At 71.8% G+C, this 13,700-nt stretch carries 16 protein-coding genes; 10 read left to right on the forward strand and 6 right to left on the reverse strand.

Annotation, left to right across the window (positions count from 1 at the left end; genetic code table 11):
* Positions 1-5: 5 nt before the first annotated feature.
* From ADK41_RS16595 to ADK41_RS16615, 5 genes are all read left to right on the forward strand, one after another.
* The gene (locus ADK41_RS16595) at positions 6-248 is read left to right on the forward strand and encodes a type II toxin-antitoxin system Phd/YefM family antitoxin (protein WP_030836456.1); all 243 of its coding nucleotides are present in this window, start codon (positions 6-8) and stop codon (positions 246-248) included.
* Positions 245-691, forward strand: a complete 447-nt coding sequence (locus ADK41_RS16600) for a PIN domain-containing protein (RefSeq protein ID WP_030836459.1) — start codon at positions 245-247, stop codon at positions 689-691. The genes ADK41_RS16595 and ADK41_RS16600 overlap by 4 nt, the downstream gene beginning before the upstream one ends.
* 290 nt (positions 692-981) lie before the next feature.
* On the forward strand, positions 982-1,605 hold the full coding sequence (locus ADK41_RS16605) for a hypothetical protein (RefSeq protein ID WP_051843669.1): 624 nt from the start codon (positions 982-984) through the stop codon (positions 1,603-1,605).
* Between the two features lies 1 nt (position 1,606).
* Positions 1,607-2,035: a phage holin family protein gene (locus ADK41_RS16610; RefSeq protein WP_030836466.1), complete on the forward strand. Its 429-nt coding sequence runs from the start codon at positions 1,607-1,609 to the stop codon at positions 2,033-2,035.
* The gene (locus ADK41_RS16615; protein WP_030836470.1) at positions 2,011-2,775 is read left to right on the forward strand and encodes a DUF3618 domain-containing protein; all 765 of its coding nucleotides are present in this window, start codon (positions 2,011-2,013) and stop codon (positions 2,773-2,775) included. Before ADK41_RS16610 ends, ADK41_RS16615 begins: the two co-directional genes overlap by 25 nt.
* Positions 2,776-2,842: 67 nt before the next feature.
* Here the strand turns inward: ADK41_RS16615 and ADK41_RS41705 are convergent, their stop codons facing one another.
* Positions 2,843-3,010 carry a hypothetical protein gene (locus ADK41_RS41705; protein WP_158717733.1) on the reverse strand — a complete coding sequence of 56 codons (168 nt, stop codon included), beginning with the start codon at positions 3,008-3,010 and terminating at the stop codon, positions 2,843-2,845.
* A 51-nt stretch (positions 3,011-3,061) separates the two neighbouring features.
* Here ADK41_RS41705 and ADK41_RS44270 point away from each other — a divergent pair, with 51 nt between their 5' ends.
* A complete protein-coding gene (locus ADK41_RS44270) occupies positions 3,062-3,385 on the forward strand; it encodes a DUF397 domain-containing protein (protein ID WP_380956462.1) in 324 nt (107 codons plus the stop codon).
* Between the two features lie 37 nt (positions 3,386-3,422).
* On the opposite strand, the gene ADK41_RS16625 is transcribed toward ADK41_RS44270, so the two are convergent.
* Positions 3,423-4,967, reverse strand: coding sequence for a pectate lyase family protein (locus ADK41_RS16625; protein ID WP_030836477.1), 1,545 nt, complete (start codon positions 4,965-4,967; stop codon positions 3,423-3,425).
* 303 nt (positions 4,968-5,270) lie between these two features.
* On the opposite strand from ADK41_RS16625, the gene ADK41_RS16630 reads away from it, so the two are divergent.
* Entirely contained in the window at positions 5,271-5,828 is a 558-nt protein-coding gene (locus ADK41_RS16630) for a DinB family protein (RefSeq protein ID WP_030836479.1), read from the forward strand.
* A 93-nt stretch (positions 5,829-5,921) separates the two neighbouring features.
* On the opposite strand, the gene ADK41_RS16635 is transcribed toward ADK41_RS16630, so the two are convergent.
* The gene (locus ADK41_RS16635; RefSeq protein WP_030836481.1) at positions 5,922-7,283 is read right to left on the reverse strand and encodes a glutamine synthetase family protein; all 1,362 of its coding nucleotides are present in this window, start codon (positions 7,281-7,283) and stop codon (positions 5,922-5,924) included.
* 222 nt (positions 7,284-7,505) lie between these two features.
* Positions 7,506-7,949, reverse strand: a complete 444-nt coding sequence (locus ADK41_RS16640) for an RrF2 family transcriptional regulator (protein WP_030836484.1) — start codon at positions 7,947-7,949, stop codon at positions 7,506-7,508.
* A 179-nt stretch (positions 7,950-8,128) separates the two neighbouring features.
* Between ADK41_RS16640 and ADK41_RS16645 the strand changes: the two genes are divergently transcribed.
* The 3 genes from ADK41_RS16645 to ADK41_RS16655 all read left to right on the forward strand — a co-directional run bounded on the left by ADK41_RS16645 (position 8,129) and on the right by ADK41_RS16655 (position 11,255).
* A complete protein-coding gene (locus tag ADK41_RS16645) occupies positions 8,129-8,791 on the forward strand; it encodes a DUF3105 domain-containing protein (protein ID WP_030836487.1) in 663 nt (220 codons plus the stop codon).
* A complete protein-coding gene (locus tag ADK41_RS16650; RefSeq protein ID WP_030836490.1) occupies positions 8,788-9,411 on the forward strand; it encodes a DUF305 domain-containing protein in 624 nt (207 codons plus the stop codon). Before ADK41_RS16645 ends, ADK41_RS16650 begins: the two co-directional genes overlap by 4 nt.
* Before the next feature lie 83 nt (positions 9,412-9,494).
* Entirely contained in the window at positions 9,495-11,255 is a 1,761-nt protein-coding gene (locus ADK41_RS16655; protein WP_030836493.1) for an NAD+ synthase, read from the forward strand.
* 540 nt (positions 11,256-11,795) lie between these two features.
* Here the strand turns inward: ADK41_RS16655 and ADK41_RS16660 are convergent.
* Complete coding sequence (locus ADK41_RS16660; RefSeq protein ID WP_030834022.1) at positions 11,796-12,848, reverse strand: endonuclease/exonuclease/phosphatase family protein; 1,053 nt, start codon at positions 12,846-12,848, stop codon at positions 11,796-11,798.
* A 189-nt stretch (positions 12,849-13,037) separates the two neighbouring features.
* On the reverse strand, positions 13,038-13,658 hold the full coding sequence (locus tag ADK41_RS16665) for a TetR/AcrR family transcriptional regulator (RefSeq protein ID WP_030834023.1): 621 nt from the start codon (positions 13,656-13,658) through the stop codon (positions 13,038-13,040).
* Between the last annotated feature and the right edge of the window lie 42 nt (positions 13,659-13,700).

Genomic DNA, 13,700 nt, shown 5'->3' on the forward strand with positions numbered 1-13,700 from the left:
ACTACATGGAGACTACTGCCCGCGAATTCAACCAGAGGTCTTCCCAGATCCTCGCGGCGGCCGCACGCGGAGAGACCGTCACCGTCACCAAGAACGGCGTCGCCGTCGCCCGCGTGATACCGATCGCGGAGGAAGACGTCCCCGCCTACCCCACGGACCCCATGGGGGATCTCGACCTTCCCGACCTGGGACTGCCCGACCTCGACGACGACGAGATCGAGGAGACGCTCAAGGGGATGGGAACTTGAGCGTCATCGCCATCGCCGACACCAACGCGCTGTATCGCTTGCTGGACCCCAAGCTGTCCGGCCACGAGGCGCACAGGAACGCCCTGGCTTCCATCAGCCACCTCGTCATCTCACCCATGGTCCTGGCCGAACTGGACTACCTCATCGCCACCAGGGCGGGCGCCGAGAAAGCTGTCGTGGCCGCCCGGTTCGTGGAACGCAACGTGGCCACTCGCCGGTTCGAAGTACCACCCCTGAGTGCCCACCTCAGTTCCGCCATCGCCGTCGCGGAGGGATACAAGGACGCGGACGGAGGTAAGGGCGTCGGGCTCACGGACGCGATGAACGTCGCCCTGGCCGCGGCCTACCACACCAATGCCATATTCACCTCGGACCTGCACTTCCGCATGATCCGGCCGCTGACCGGACACAGGGCGTTCCGGCTCCTGCCGGACGATCTGTAAGCCCTCCGCACGTCCTTCGGTCGTCGACGCGGACGACGGTGCACCTCGGAGCCGTACCCGCACGGTACGGCTCACTCATCGAGCAGGCGCGGCGGGAACGGACGGCGAACGGCCCGCCGCACTCGTCCCACGGCATGGCACGGTTTTCCCTCATAGCGTGTCAAACCGTCACAAACGGCCACTCGGGCCGGGACGGACGGCCACGTGTGCGGTCCGGAGCGCGCGTTCCGGCCCCCACCGGGTCACCGGGCACGGGCCGTACGCGCACATCCGATGAGGGGAAGTCGCCGATGAGTGAGTCCGTACGAACCGGATCCGGGAGCACCGGAGACAAGGTCAAGGCAGAGACCTCCGCGACGGCCGGCCAGGCGAAGCAGGCCGCCGGGCAGGTCGCGGGGACCGCGGCGGAACAGGCCCGGACCGTCGTGGGCGAGGCACGGCAGCAGGCCGGCACGGTCGTCGAGGACCTGCGCACCCGCGCGATCGACGAGGCGGACGGGCAGACGAAGCGGGCGGCCGGCACGCTGCGGCGGTGGGCGAACGACTTCTCCGGTCTGGCCGCCCACGCGGAGAACGACTCGCCCGCCCGCGGCCTGGCGGCCCGCGCGGGCGACAAGGGGATGCGGGCGGCCGACTACCTGGAGCGACAGGGGGTCGAAGGCCTCGTCGCCGACCTCCAGGGCTTCGCCCGGCGCCGGCCCGGCGCCTTCCTCGGCGGCGCGCTGCTGGCCGGACTGGCCGTCGGACGCCTGGCGAAGGCGACGCAGACGGCCTCCCGGGCCGACGGGAACGGGCAGCGGCAGGTCACCGCGGCCCCGGCCGCCGGGGCCCTGCCGGCCGCTCCCCCGCCGGGGACCGCACCGCCCGCTCCGCCGGACCTCGGCACGCCGGGCCGCCCGTTCCCGGAGGTATGAGATGGCCACGCTGTCACCGCTGTCCCGGGCCCGCTCGGCCGAGCCGCACGAAGGGGAGCGGTCCGCGGGCGAGCTGCTGTCCCGGGTGACCTCCGACCTCCAGGTCCTCTTCCGCCAGGAGGTGGAGCTGGCCAAGGCCGAGGTCAAGGAGGAGGGCGCCAAGGCGGGCAAGGCAGCCGGGATGTACGGCGGCGCCGGCTTCGCCGGCTACATGGTCCTGCTGTTCCTGTCGCTGGCGGCCATGTTCGGTCTGGCCAACGTGATGGACGCCGGCTGGGCCGCGCTGATCATCGCCGCGCTGTGGGCCGTCGCCGCGGCCGTGCTGTACCAGCAGGGCCGCGCGAGGATGCGCACCGTCTCGCCGAAGCCCGAGCACACCGTCCAGACGCTGAAGGAGGATGCGGAATGGGCACGTCACCCGACCAAATGAGGGCCGAGATAGCGGCCACCCGCAACCAGTTGTCCGCGGACGTGGACCGGCTCGCCGACCGGGCCAGCCCGCGCCGCATGGCCCGCCGCCGCAAGGCGCGGATGCGCCGCACGGTGTCGGGCGTCCGCGACCGCGTCATGGGCACCGCGTCCCACACGGCGCACGGTGTGGCCGGCACCGCCCGGTCGGCGGCCGGCTCGGTGCAGTCGGCGGCGGGATCGGCGGCGGATTCGGTGCAGTCGGCGGCCGGTTCGGCGCAGTCGGCGGCCGGTTCGGCGGCGGGTTCGGTGCAGGAAGGCGCCGGACGCGCGGCCGACTCGGCACGCGAGGTCGCCGGTCAGGCGGGAGAGGCCGTCCAGCAGACGCCCGAGATGGCCCGCCGCCAGACGCAGGGCAACCCGATCGCCGCCGGCCTGGTCGCCTTCGGCGTCGGCCTGCTGGCCGCCTCGATGGTTCCCGCCTCCGAGAGGGAGCAGCGGAAGGCGTCCGAGCTGATGGAGCGCGGCGCCGAGGCGCTGGAGCCGGTCAAGCAGGCCGCCACCGAGTCCGCGCAGCAGCTGAAGGAGGACGCCAGGGAGGCCACGCAGAGCGCGGCCGCCGAGGTGAAGGACACCGCGCAGCAGGCGGCCCGCACCACCCAGGACGAGGCCCGCGACCGGGCCGGCCAGGTCACCGACCAGGCCAAGGACTCCGGCCGCAGCCTCAAGGACGAGACCCGCGGTCGCTCCGGACCCGTGTGAGCGGCGCGGCCGCCCCCGCCTCCGGCGCCCGCACGGGCCGGGGGCGGGGCTCCGGCCGTCCGGCGCGTCAGCCGCCCTCCGGCTGGAAGTCGTGCGTGCTCCCGTAGTTGTCGCTCACGGTCACCGCCATCCCCAGCACCTTCGACAGGTACTCCCCCGTCGCCAGGGCGACCGGCCAGGCCTTGTCCCAGTGGGGATCGTCCGGGGGTGCGATCTCGATCGTGATGCCGGCCATGACTCCTCCTCGTTCCCGCTCGCTCGATCAACCGCAATGTAGGGCACGTCACTGACATCGGCCGTCGGAGGATGTCACCCATCGGCGTGCTCCGGGGTTCGTTCGCCTCACTCGGGGACGAGGCGCGGGCGGGCGGACCCGGGTGGGAGGCCGGCCCGGCCGACGAGTGGGGCGTGGCGGTCCTCGCCCCGGCGGGACGGCGGTCGAGGCCGCGCCGGGAGGCCGTGGAGATGCGGGTCGCCGAGTGCGCGACCGCGTCGAGGCCGCGATGACCCCCGCTCCGTCCACGTCCGGGACTCCAAGGCCCCGGGCGGCCCCCGTCTCACCCTCACGGCGGCGACGTGGGCCCGCTTCGTGGCGCGGCACGCCGGCTGAGGCCGGGGGCCGCCGCGAGGGCGGCCCCCGGTGCGGGTCAGCTCGCGTACGTCTCGAACTCGGCGATCCTCGGAGTGCCCGAGGCGCCGGTGATCTCGAAGGTGATCTTCTTCAGGGAGGTCGCGGAGAAGCTGATGACGCCCGTTCCGCTGCCGGAGGCCAGGACGGCACCCGTGTCCTGGTTGACGACCCGGTAGGAGTTGACGGTGCCCGAGCCCGACGCCTGCCGGATGTTGATCTTGGAGACCTTGGTGGCGGAGCCCCACTTGACCGAGACGGAGCCGGTCGAGCCGGACGGCGACCAGTACGTGCTCGTGCTGCCGTCGATGACGTTGCCGTAGCTCGTTCCGGAGGCCTTGGAGGAACCGTCGGCGCCCGCTCCGAGGCTGAGGTTGGTGCCGGTGGGCGGGTCGGTGGGGTCGGGGTCGGTCGGGCCCGGGTCCGTCGGGCCGGGGTCGGTCGGATCCGGGCTCTGCGGGGTGCAGCTGCCGTCCGAGACCTTCAGGCCCTTGTTGGCGCCCGCCGTCTGGCTCACCACGCTCGGCACGCAGTTGGCCGCGTCGAGGGTGTAGGCGTACGGAACGCTGACCGACGTGTTCGACGTCGGGTTCGGACCGGCCGGGTTGTTGTCGCCGCTGCGCGAGGACCAGGTCACGTTGTCGAAGACGTTGCCGCTGACCTGCCAGTAGCCGGCCGCGTCGGTGTAGAACGTGCCGAGGACGTCCTTGGAGTCCTCGAAGTAGTTGTTGTCCACCTTGGCGCGGGCGCCGGCGCGGGAGTTGATCCCGGACTCGTTCAGGTTCTTGTAGTGGTTGTTGTAGATGTGCGAGACGCCGCCGCGCAGCAGGGGCGTACGGGAGTCGATGTTCTGGTACAGGTTGTGGTGGAACGTGACGTACCCGTTCGAGGTGTCGCTCTCGCTGGAGCCGATGAGGCCGCCGCGGCCGGAGTTGCGCAGGATGCTGTAGGACAGCGTCACGTACTGGGTGTTGTCCTTCATGTCGAAGAGGCCGTCGTAGCCCTCCGACTCGCCCCCGGACGCCTCCAGCGTGGCGTGGTCGACCCAGACGTTGCGGACACCGCTTTCCATGCCGATGGCGTCTCCGCCGTTCGACGTGGGCGAGCCCGACTTCTTGACGTTCCGGACCGTCACGTTCTGGATGATGATGTTCCTGGACTCCCGGATGTGGATGCCCAGTTGGTCGAAGACGGCGCCGTTGCCGACACCGACGATCGTGACGTTGCTGATCTGCTTGAGCTCGATGACGCCGGCGGCGGTGTTGCAGCTGCTGCCGGACACCTTGGCGGTGTTGCCGTGGTTGATGGTGCCCTCGACCTGGATGATGATCGGGGTGGAGCTGCTGGCCCGGCCGCACAGGGCCTGGTGGATCGCGGTACCGGTGGTGGCGCGGACCGTCTGGCCGCCCGCGCCGCCGGTGGTCCCGCCGTTCTGGGTGGCGTAGCCGGTGACGCCGCCGGTGGCGGCGGACGCCGTGGACGTGGACAGGGCCATGCCGGTCGCCGCCGCGAGGGCTCCCGTGGCCAGTAACGCGGAGAGTCGCACTGCGACTGATCGTCTCATTCTCGTCTCGCCTTTCACTCTCGTGTGCCGGGCGTTCCGCACCGAGTCACCCGATGTCATGGGCATGTCATTACTACCGATGAGAGGAGGCGGGTAGGCCGACCCATCGGCGAGAAAGCGCTTTCTTGACGTCTGCCGCGACAGTAGGGCCACATCCGCGGGACTGGCAAGGTTCCGCGCAGTTACGGAAGTTGTTCTTCCACTTTCGCGCGGGCGGGTGCGCGCCCTCTAGGTCACGAACTGTCCTAGATCGCTCCTAGTGTGGTCCTCGACCGCGGAACAGGAACGACGGAAGGCAGATCCATGACCGTGAACGAGCTGACCACCAGCGAATCCACCGAGGGCCCGGCGGTGACCGGTGAGCGCGCCGACCTGCTGGAGACGCTCGCCAAGCACCGGCACTTCCTGCGCTTCACCACCCGTGATCTGACCGACGAGCAGGCCGGGCTGCGGACGACCGCCGGCGAGCTCTGCCTGGGCGGCCTGATCAAGCACGTCGCCACGGTCGAGCGGAAATGGGTGGACTTCATCCTGGACGGCCCCTCGGCGATGGGGGACTTCACGGCCATGACCGAGGAGGACTGGGCCCGGCGGGCCGACGAGTTCCGGATGCTGCCCGGTGAGACGCTGGCCGGTGTGCTGGCCGACTACGCCGACGTGGCCGCCCGGACCGACGAGCGGGTCGCGACCCTGCCCGACCTCGACGCCGCATGGCCCCTGCCGAAGGCCCCGTGGTTCGAGTCCGACACGCGGTGGACGGCCCGCAGGGTGCTGCTGCACATCATCGCCGAGACCGCCCAGCACGCCGGCCACGCCGACATCGTCCGTGAGTCGCTGGACGGCGCGAAGACCATGGGCTGACCGCCGGGCGGTCCCCGTACGGGGCCGGGGCGCACGCCCCACGCCCCTCGGCCCCGTGCGCCCGTGCGACCGGGCGCCCGCTCCCGCCCGCGCCTACAGCACCGGCAGGTTCTTGCGCAGCTCGAAGGCGGTGACCTCGCTGCGGTACTCCTCCCACTCCTGCTTCTTGTTGCGCAGGAAGAAGTCGAAGACGTGCTCGCCGAGGGTCTCGGCGACCAGGTCGCTGCGTTCCATCAGGGTCAGGGCCTCGCCCAGGTTCTGCGGCAGCGGCTCGATGCCCAGCGCGCGGCGTTCCGCGTCGGACAGGGCCCAGACGTCGTCCTCGGCGCCCGGCGGGAGCTCGTAGCCCTCCTCGATGCCCTTCAGGCCGGCGGCCAGCAGGACGGCGTAGGTCAGGTACGGGTTGGCGCCGGAGTCGATGGAGCGGACCTCCACGCGCGCCGAGCCGGTCTTGCCGGGCTTGTACATGGGCACGCGGACCAGCGCCGAGCGGTTGTTGTGGCCCCAGCAGATGTACGAGGGCGCCTCGCCGCCGGCGCCGGCCGTGCGCTCCGTGCCGCCCCAGATGCGCTTGTAGGAGTTGACCCACTGGTTGGTGACCGCGGAGATCTCCGCCGCGTGCCGCAGCAGGCCCGCGATGAAGGAGCGGCCGACCTTGGAGAGCTGGTACTCGGCGCCGGACTCGTAGAACGCGTTGCGGTCGCCCTCGAAGAGGGAGAGGTGGGTGTGCATGCCGGAGCCCGGATACTCCGAGAAGGGCTTGGGCATGAAGGTCGCCTGGACGCCCTGCTCCAGCGCCACCTGCTTCATGACCAGGCGGAACGTCATGATGTTGTCCGCCGTGGAGAGCGCGTCCGCGTAGCGCAGGTCGATCTCCTGCTGGCCGGGGGCGCCCTCGTGGTGGGAGAACTCCACCGAGATGCCCATCGACTCCAGCATGGTGATCGCCTGGCGGCGGAAGTCCATGCCGACGTTCTGCGGGGTGTGGTCGAAGTAGCCGGAGTTGTCCGCGGGGGTCGGGCGGCTGCCGTCCAGCGGCTTGTCCTTCAGCAGGAAGAACTCGATCTCCGGGTGGGTGTAGAAGGTGAAGCCCAGGTCGGAGGTGCGGGCCAGGGCGCGCTTGAGGACGAAACGCGGGTCGGCGAAGGACGGGGAGCCGTCCGGCATCAGGATGTCGCAGAACATGCGGGCCGTACCGGGGGCCTCGGCGCGCCAGGGGAGGATCTGGAACGTCGACGGGTCCGGCTTGGCGATCATGTCGGACTCGTACACCCGGGCGAAGCCCTCGATGGCGGAGCCGTCGAAGCCGATCCCCTCGTCGAACGCCTGCTCCAGCTCGGCGGGGGCGACGGCCACGGACTTGAGGAAGCCCAGCACGTCGGTGAACCACAGGCGCACGAACCGGATGTCGCGCTCCTCCAACGTCCGGATCACGAACTCCTGCTGCTTGTCCATCTTCCGCTTCCCCATCCTTGCCGGTCAGGCCGCCTGTCCGCGCCCCCGCCCCGGGGAGACGGCCGGGCATTGCGAGCATCCCACCACATCAGCGTTTCACACGCGTTGCCGACCTCGATCGACCGGCTTGCCGCGGCACGAACGCCCCGCGCACGACACACGACAGGTGTACCGCTCCGGGGCCCATCTTGCCCCTTCGGGCCGGTATCCGTAACGGGCGGCTCACGGCCTCGGGGAGATGCCCAGCAGGAGGGGGCCCGTGGGGGCCGCGACGATGTCCGCCACCGTGACCGGGTCCAGCGAGGCGAAGAACGCCTCCTGGGCCCCGCGCAGGGCGCCGCGCAGCCTGCAGGCCGAGCTCAGCGGGCAGGGGGCCGAGGTGGCGGTGCCCTCGCAGTCGACGACGTCGCCCTCGCCCTCGAAGGCCCGGACCACCGCGCCCACCGAGGCCGTACGGCCCTTCTCCGTGAGCGCGAGCCCTCCTCCCCTGCCGCGCCGGGCCGTGAGCAGGCCCCTGTGCTGGAGCTCGGCGACGACCTTCGCGGCATGGGTGTACGGCACGTCCATGGCCGTCGAGACCTCTCGCGTGGTCGGGTTGGAGTCGCCGGCCACGGCGAGGCGCATGAGGACCCGGAGAGCCAGGTCGGTGGAGCGGAGGAGCCGCATACCAGGAAGCGTAAGTAATACGCATCCGGGGTTCAAATTATTCGGCGTGGAGGAGGTGTGCGGGTGGTGTGCGCGGGGGGCCGGGCCGGATTCCCCCGCCCTCTACGGCTCCTCCCGCCTTCCCCCTTACGATCAGCTGATCCGTTCGTCCCACTCCGCCTCTCCCGAAGGACACTCCCATGGGCTCCGACAAGAAGAGCAGCGCGGCACGTTCGGCACGCATAGAGGAGATGCGGCGCGCCGAGAAGGCCCGCGAGCGCCGCAACCGGCTCCTCGTCATCGCCGCCGGCGTGGTGGTCGTCGCCGGGCTCGTCGCCGGCGGTGTGGTGCTCGTCCGGTCGCAGTCGGACGACGGCGGCGGCGCGGCCGCCGACTCCAAGAGCTCGGGCACGTTCGTCACGGGCGCCGACGGCGTGCGGAAGTGGAAGGGCGAACTGGGGCGCAACCACGTGACCAAGGCCGTGGACTACCCCGTCTCGCCCCCGGTCGGCGGTGACCACAACCCGGTGTGGATGAACTGCAACGGGGACGTCTACGGCGACGAGATCAACGACACCAACGCCGTGCACTCGCTGGAGCACGGCGCCGTGTGGGTGACGTACAACGCCTCGGCCGACAAGGGGGACGTCGACGCGCTCGCGGCGAAGGTGAAGAAGACGCCGTACACGCTGATGAGCCCGGTGGACGGCCAGAAGGACCCGATCGTGCTGTCCGCCTGGGGGCACCAGCGCACGGTGACCGGTGCGGACGATCCCGCCCTGGACGCCTTCTTCGAGAAGTTCGTCCAGGGTGAGCAGACGCCCGAGCCGGGTGCCGCCTGCACCAACGGGCTGTCCGAGTGAGGCAGGCGGGGCTGATCGCGGGGGCCGCGGCCACGGCGCTGATCGCCGCCGGGGCGATCACCTACGCGATGGCCGGGGACGAGGGGTCCTCGGACGCGGTCCCGTCCGCGGGGTCCGCGGACGCCGGTTTCGCCCGGGACATGGCCGTGCACCACCAGCAGGCCGTCGAGATGTCGTACGTCGTGCGGGACCGCACGGACGACGAGGAGGTCCGGCGGCTCGCCTACGACATCGCCCAGACGCAGGCCAACCAGCGGGGCATGCTGCTGGGCTGGCTCGACCTGTGGGAACTGCCAAAGGTGTCCGCGGATCCGCCGATGACCTGGATGGGCATGGCCGACGCGGCCTCCGGCGAGGACGGGGCGCTGATGCCGGGGATGGCGACCAACACCGAGATGAGGCGGCTGGGGTCGCTGAGCGGGGAGCGGGCGGAGGTCTTCTACCTGCAGCTCATGACCGACCACCACAAGGGCGGGGTCCACATGGCCCAGGCCTGCGTCCGCGCGTGCGAGGTCGGGGCCGAGAAGCGGCTCGCGCGGGGGATGGTGGAGGGGCAGGAGTCCGAGATCGCGCTGATGGCGGAGATGCTGGAGGCGCGGGGGGCGGCGGGCCGGCCGTAGCGGCGGCCCGGTCGTGGAGGCGGCCCGGTCGTGGAGGACAGGGCTCCGGGACATCGCGTCGCTTTGACGATTACACTGGGCCCGTGCCTCAACTACGTCTCGCCCTGAATCAGATCGACTCGAGCGTCGGCGACCTCGCCGGCAACACCGAAGCGATGGTCCGCTGGACCCGGCACTCCGCCGAACGGGGGGCGCACCTCGTGGCGTTCCCCGAGATGGCGCTGACCGGGTATCCCGTCGAGGACCTCGCCCTGCGGTCGTCCTTCGTGGAGGCCTCGCGGGCCGCGCTGCGCTCGCTGGCCGCGCGGCTCGCCGAGGAGGGGTTCGGGGACCTTCCGGTGGTCGTCGGATACCTCGACCGCAGCGCCGCCGCCCAGCCGAAGTACGGGCAGCCGGCCGGTGCGCCGCAGAACGCGGGCGCCGTGCTGTACGGGGGTGAGGTGGTGCTGAGCTTCGCCAAGCACCACCTGCCGAACTACGGCGTCTTCGACGAGTTCCGCTACTTCGTGCCCGGTGACACCATGCCGGTGGTGCGGGTGCGCGGTGTCGACGTCGCCCTCGCCATCTGCGAGGACCTGTGGCAGGACGGGGGGCGGGTGCCGGCGGCGCGGTCGGCGCGGGCCGGACTGCTGCTGTCGGTCAACGCCTCGCCCTACGAGCGGGACAAGGACGACACCCGGCTGGAGCTGGTCCGCAAGCGGGCGCAGGAGGCCGGGTGCACGACCGCGTACCTCGCGATGACGGGCGGGCAGGACGAGCTGGTCTTCGACGGGGACTCGATCGTGGTGGACCGGGACGGCGAGGTCGTGACGCGTGCGCCGCAGTTCGCCGAGGTGTGCGTCGTGGTCGACCTCGACCTTCCGGCGGCGGAGGCGGACGCGCCGACGGGGGTGGTCGACGACGGGCTGCGGATCGAGCGGGTCGTGCTGTCGGAGGAGCCCGTGCCCGCGTACGACGCCTCGGCGACCGGGGAGTACGCCGAGCGGCTCGACGACGACGAGGAGGTGTACTCCGCGCTGGTGGCCGGGCTGCGGGCGTACGTCCGGAAGAACGGGTTCCGGTCGGTGCTGATCGGGCTGTCCGGGGGGATCGACTCGGCGCTGGTCGCCGCGCTCGCCTGTGACGCGGTGGGGGCGGAGAACGTGTACGGCGTGTCGATGCCGTCGAAGTACTCGTCGGAGCACTCGAAGGACGACGCGGCGGAGCTGGCCCGGCGGACCGGGCTGAACTACCGGACCGTCGCGATCGAGCCGATGTTCGACGCGTACATGGGGGCGCTGGGGCTGACGGGGCTGGCGGAGGAGAACCTGCAGTCGCGGCTGCGGGGGACGCTGCTGATGGCGATCTCCAACCAGGAGGGGCACATCGTGCTGGCGCCGGGGAACAAGTCGGAGCTGGCGGTGGGGTACTCGACGCTGTACGGGGACTCCGTGGGGGCGTACGGGCCGATCAAGGACGTGTACAAGACGTCGGTGTTCCGGCTGGCCGAGTGGCGCAACCGGGCGGCGGCGGAGCGGGGGGAGACGCCGCCGATCCCGGAGAACTCGATCACGAAGCCGCCGAGTGCGGAGCTGCGGCCGGGGCAGGTGGACACGGACTCGCTGCCGGACTATCCGGTGCTGGACGCGATCCTGGCGCTGTACGTGGACCGGGACCGGGGGGCGGACGAGATCGTCGCGGCCGGGTTCGACGCGGAGCTGGTGACGAGGACGCTGCGGATGGTGGACCGGGCGGAGTACAAGCGGCGGCAGTACCCGCCGGGCACGAAGATCTCCCCGAAGGGCTTCGGCAAGGACCGTCGCCTGCCGATCACGAACGGCTGGCGCGAGGGGATGCGCGTCTGACGCGCGTCTGTGGGATGCCTGCGGGATGCCTGCGGCGCCTCGTGCGGTCCGGTGGGGGCGGGGGTGGCGCCCGCGGTCGGTGGGTGGGTCGGGGCCGGGTCGGGGGTGTCCGTCCTCGGACCGGCGCGGATCACGCCCGCCGGAGGGGGTGCGGGGTGCGGACGCGCCGGCCGCTGCGGGCGGCCACCCCCGCCCCGTCCCCTTCCCGCCGTACGCGGCCACCCTCGCCCCGACCCCTCCACGCCGTACGCGCCCACCCGCCGTCGTCCCCGCGCTCCGCGAGCAGCCCGTGCCGCCGCTCCCGTGGGCAGCCGCATGCCGCGTCAGTCGCGGGCAGTCGTGCCGCAGGGCGGCACGGGTGGGCGCGACAGCACCCCGTGAGCGCCGGGCCGCGCGAACACCCCCCGGCCCATACCAGCACGGGGCACCCCGCACGGCGCCGGGCCGCGTGGACCTCCCCCGGGCCGCGACGGCGCCGTGCGCTTCGGACGCCGTCGGCTTCCGTCCGCCCCGGCGGTGTCACGCTCGCGGAGCCGGTTCTCAGTCGTCCCGCGCGGTGATCCTCACCCGGGCCGCGATGGGCAGGTGGTCGCTCGCCGTGGCCGGGAGGGTCCAGGAACTCTCCGGTTCGGCGCCCTTGACCAGGATCTGGTCGATCCGCGCCATCGGGAACGACGCCGGCCAGCTGAAGCCGAAGCCGCTGCCCACCGCGCCCTGGGTGGAGCGCATCTGGGAGGTGACGGCGTTCAGGGCGCGGTCGTTCATCGTGCCGTTCAGGTCGCCGAGCAGGACGACGTTCGGCAGGGGCTCGTCGGCGATGGCCTCGCCCAGGGCGTTGGCGCTCTTGTCGCGCTGGCGGGCCGTGAAGCCGGCCTCCAGCTTCACCCGGACGGAGGGGAGGTGGGCGACGTAGACGGCGACCTGACCGGCCGGCGCGGTCACCGTGGCGCGCATCGCGCGCTTCCAGCCGAGACGGATGTCGACCGCCTTCACGTCGCTCAGGGGGTACTTGCTCCACAGGCCGACGGTGCCGACCACCTCGTGGTACTTGTACGCCGGCTCCAGCGCCCGCTCGTACGTCGGCACCTCCGACGCCTTCAGCTCCTCGAGGGCCAGCACGTCCGCGCCCGACGCGGCCACACCGCGGGCGGTGGCGGCCGGGTCCGGGTTCTCGGCGTTGACGTTGTGCGTGACCACCGTGAGGTCGCCGCCCGTGGCGGTCTTGTCGGTGAGCAGGCCGCCGAAGAGGTTCAGCCAGACGGCCGCCGGCAGGACCGTCGCGATCAGTGCCGTCGCCGACCTGCGGACCAGGCCGAGGACGAGCAGCACAGGGATCAGCAGGCCCACCCAGGGGAGGAAGGTGTCCACCAGGCTGCCCAGGTTGCCGATCGCGTTCGGGACGTGGGTGTGGGCCAGCATGACCAGGGCCGTCAGGAGTGAGCAGAGGGCCAGGACGATGCCGCGGCGCCAGATGCCGCGGTCGCCGCGCCGGCCCCCGGTGAGGCGCTCGCGCAGGCGCCGGAGCCGGGTTGGCTGCTGCTCGGACCCCGAACCGCCCTTGTCCGTCTCCGTCATGTACGCCTGCCGCGCCATACCGTCGCCTCACACCCTGCCGTGCACACCGTCGCCCCCGTGTCCGTAAGACCAGACCCTAGGGGATGATCGGTGCCGTTCCTGCCGCCCCTCGACGGCCGTACGGAGGCGAGGACGTGCGGGGGCACCCGGGGAGTTCCGGACGGGGGTGGCGAAAGCGCCCTCTGTGACGAAACGCGCACACCGCGGCTAGCCCCTGACGGGTCGTAGGCCCTGGAGGAGGGTGTCGACCACCTGTTCGGCGAGGTCGTCCGGGAGGTCGGCGTCGGGGCGCAGGACGGTGCGGACGAGGATGGGGCCCACGACGATGTCGTTGAGGACCTCCAGGTCGACGTCGGCGCGCAGTTCGCCGTTCTCCCGGCCCCGGCGCAGCACCTCCAGGCCCAGTCTGCGGCGCGGCAGGATGACGGTGTCGTGGTAGGCGGCCCAGAGGTTGGGGCTGCTCTTCATCTGGGCGCGCACGTTGTGCAGGATCGCCGAGGTACGGCCGGCCAGGCCGCGCAGACGCAGGGACTCCAGCAGGACGACGAGGTCGTCCCGCACGGAGGTGCCGGGGAGTTCGGGGTCCGGGGGCTCGGCGGCGCGCAGGACGTCGACGAGGAGCTGCTCCTTGCCGCTCCAGCGGCGGTAGATGGTGGCCTTGCCGACGCCCGCGGTGCGGGCGATGCGCTCGATGGAGAGCTCCGCGAGGGGCACGCCGTCCTCCAGGAGCTTCATCACTCCCTCGATGATGGCGCGTTCGACCGCCTCGCTGCGGGGACGGCCCCGTGCGGGACCGTCCTGCCGGGGATCGGTGTCGGCCGGGCTCACGTCGTCGGGTCCTTTCGGTGGGCTGAAACGATTCTCCCCGGT

The organism is Streptomyces caelestis (genome assembly GCF_001279005.1).
Taxonomy (GTDB): Bacteria; Actinomycetota; Actinomycetes; order Streptomycetales; family Streptomycetaceae; genus Streptomyces; species Streptomyces heliomycini.

What these genes read in the sequence shown, in the direction of transcription:
- ADK41_RS16605 (WP_051843669.1), top strand. Translation starts at nt 982, where the DNA reads ATGAGTGAGTCCGTACGAACCGGATCCGGGAGCACCGGAGACAAGGTC.
- ADK41_RS16630 (WP_030836479.1), top strand. Translation starts at nt 5,271, where the DNA reads ATGACCGTGAACGAGCTGACCACCAGCGAATCCACCGAGGGCCCGGCG.
- ADK41_RS16595 (WP_030836456.1), top strand. Translation starts at nt 6, where the DNA reads ATGGAGACTACTGCCCGCGAATTCAACCAGAGGTCTTCCCAGATCCTC.
- ADK41_RS16645 (WP_030836487.1), top strand. Translation starts at nt 8,129, where the DNA reads ATGGGCTCCGACAAGAAGAGCAGCGCGGCACGTTCGGCACGCATAGAG.
- ADK41_RS16625 (WP_030836477.1), bottom strand. Translation starts at nt 4,967, where the DNA reads ATGAGACGATCAGTCGCAGTGCGACTCTCCGCGTTACTGGCCACGGGA.
- ADK41_RS16610 (WP_030836466.1), top strand. Translation starts at nt 1,607, where the DNA reads ATGGCCACGCTGTCACCGCTGTCCCGGGCCCGCTCGGCCGAGCCGCAC.
- ADK41_RS16635 (WP_030836481.1), bottom strand. Translation starts at nt 7,283, where the DNA reads ATGGACAAGCAGCAGGAGTTCGTGATCCGGACGTTGGAGGAGCGCGAC.
- ADK41_RS16640 (WP_030836484.1), bottom strand. Translation starts at nt 7,949, where the DNA reads ATGCGGCTCCTCCGCTCCACCGACCTGGCTCTCCGGGTCCTCATGCGC.
- ADK41_RS16660 (WP_030834022.1), bottom strand. Translation starts at nt 12,848, where the DNA reads ATGGCGCGGCAGGCGTACATGACGGAGACGGACAAGGGCGGTTCGGGG.
- ADK41_RS16615 (WP_030836470.1), top strand. Translation starts at nt 2,011, where the DNA reads ATGGGCACGTCACCCGACCAAATGAGGGCCGAGATAGCGGCCACCCGC.
- ADK41_RS41705 (WP_158717733.1), bottom strand. Translation starts at nt 3,010, where the DNA reads ATGGCCGGCATCACGATCGAGATCGCACCCCCGGACGATCCCCACTGG.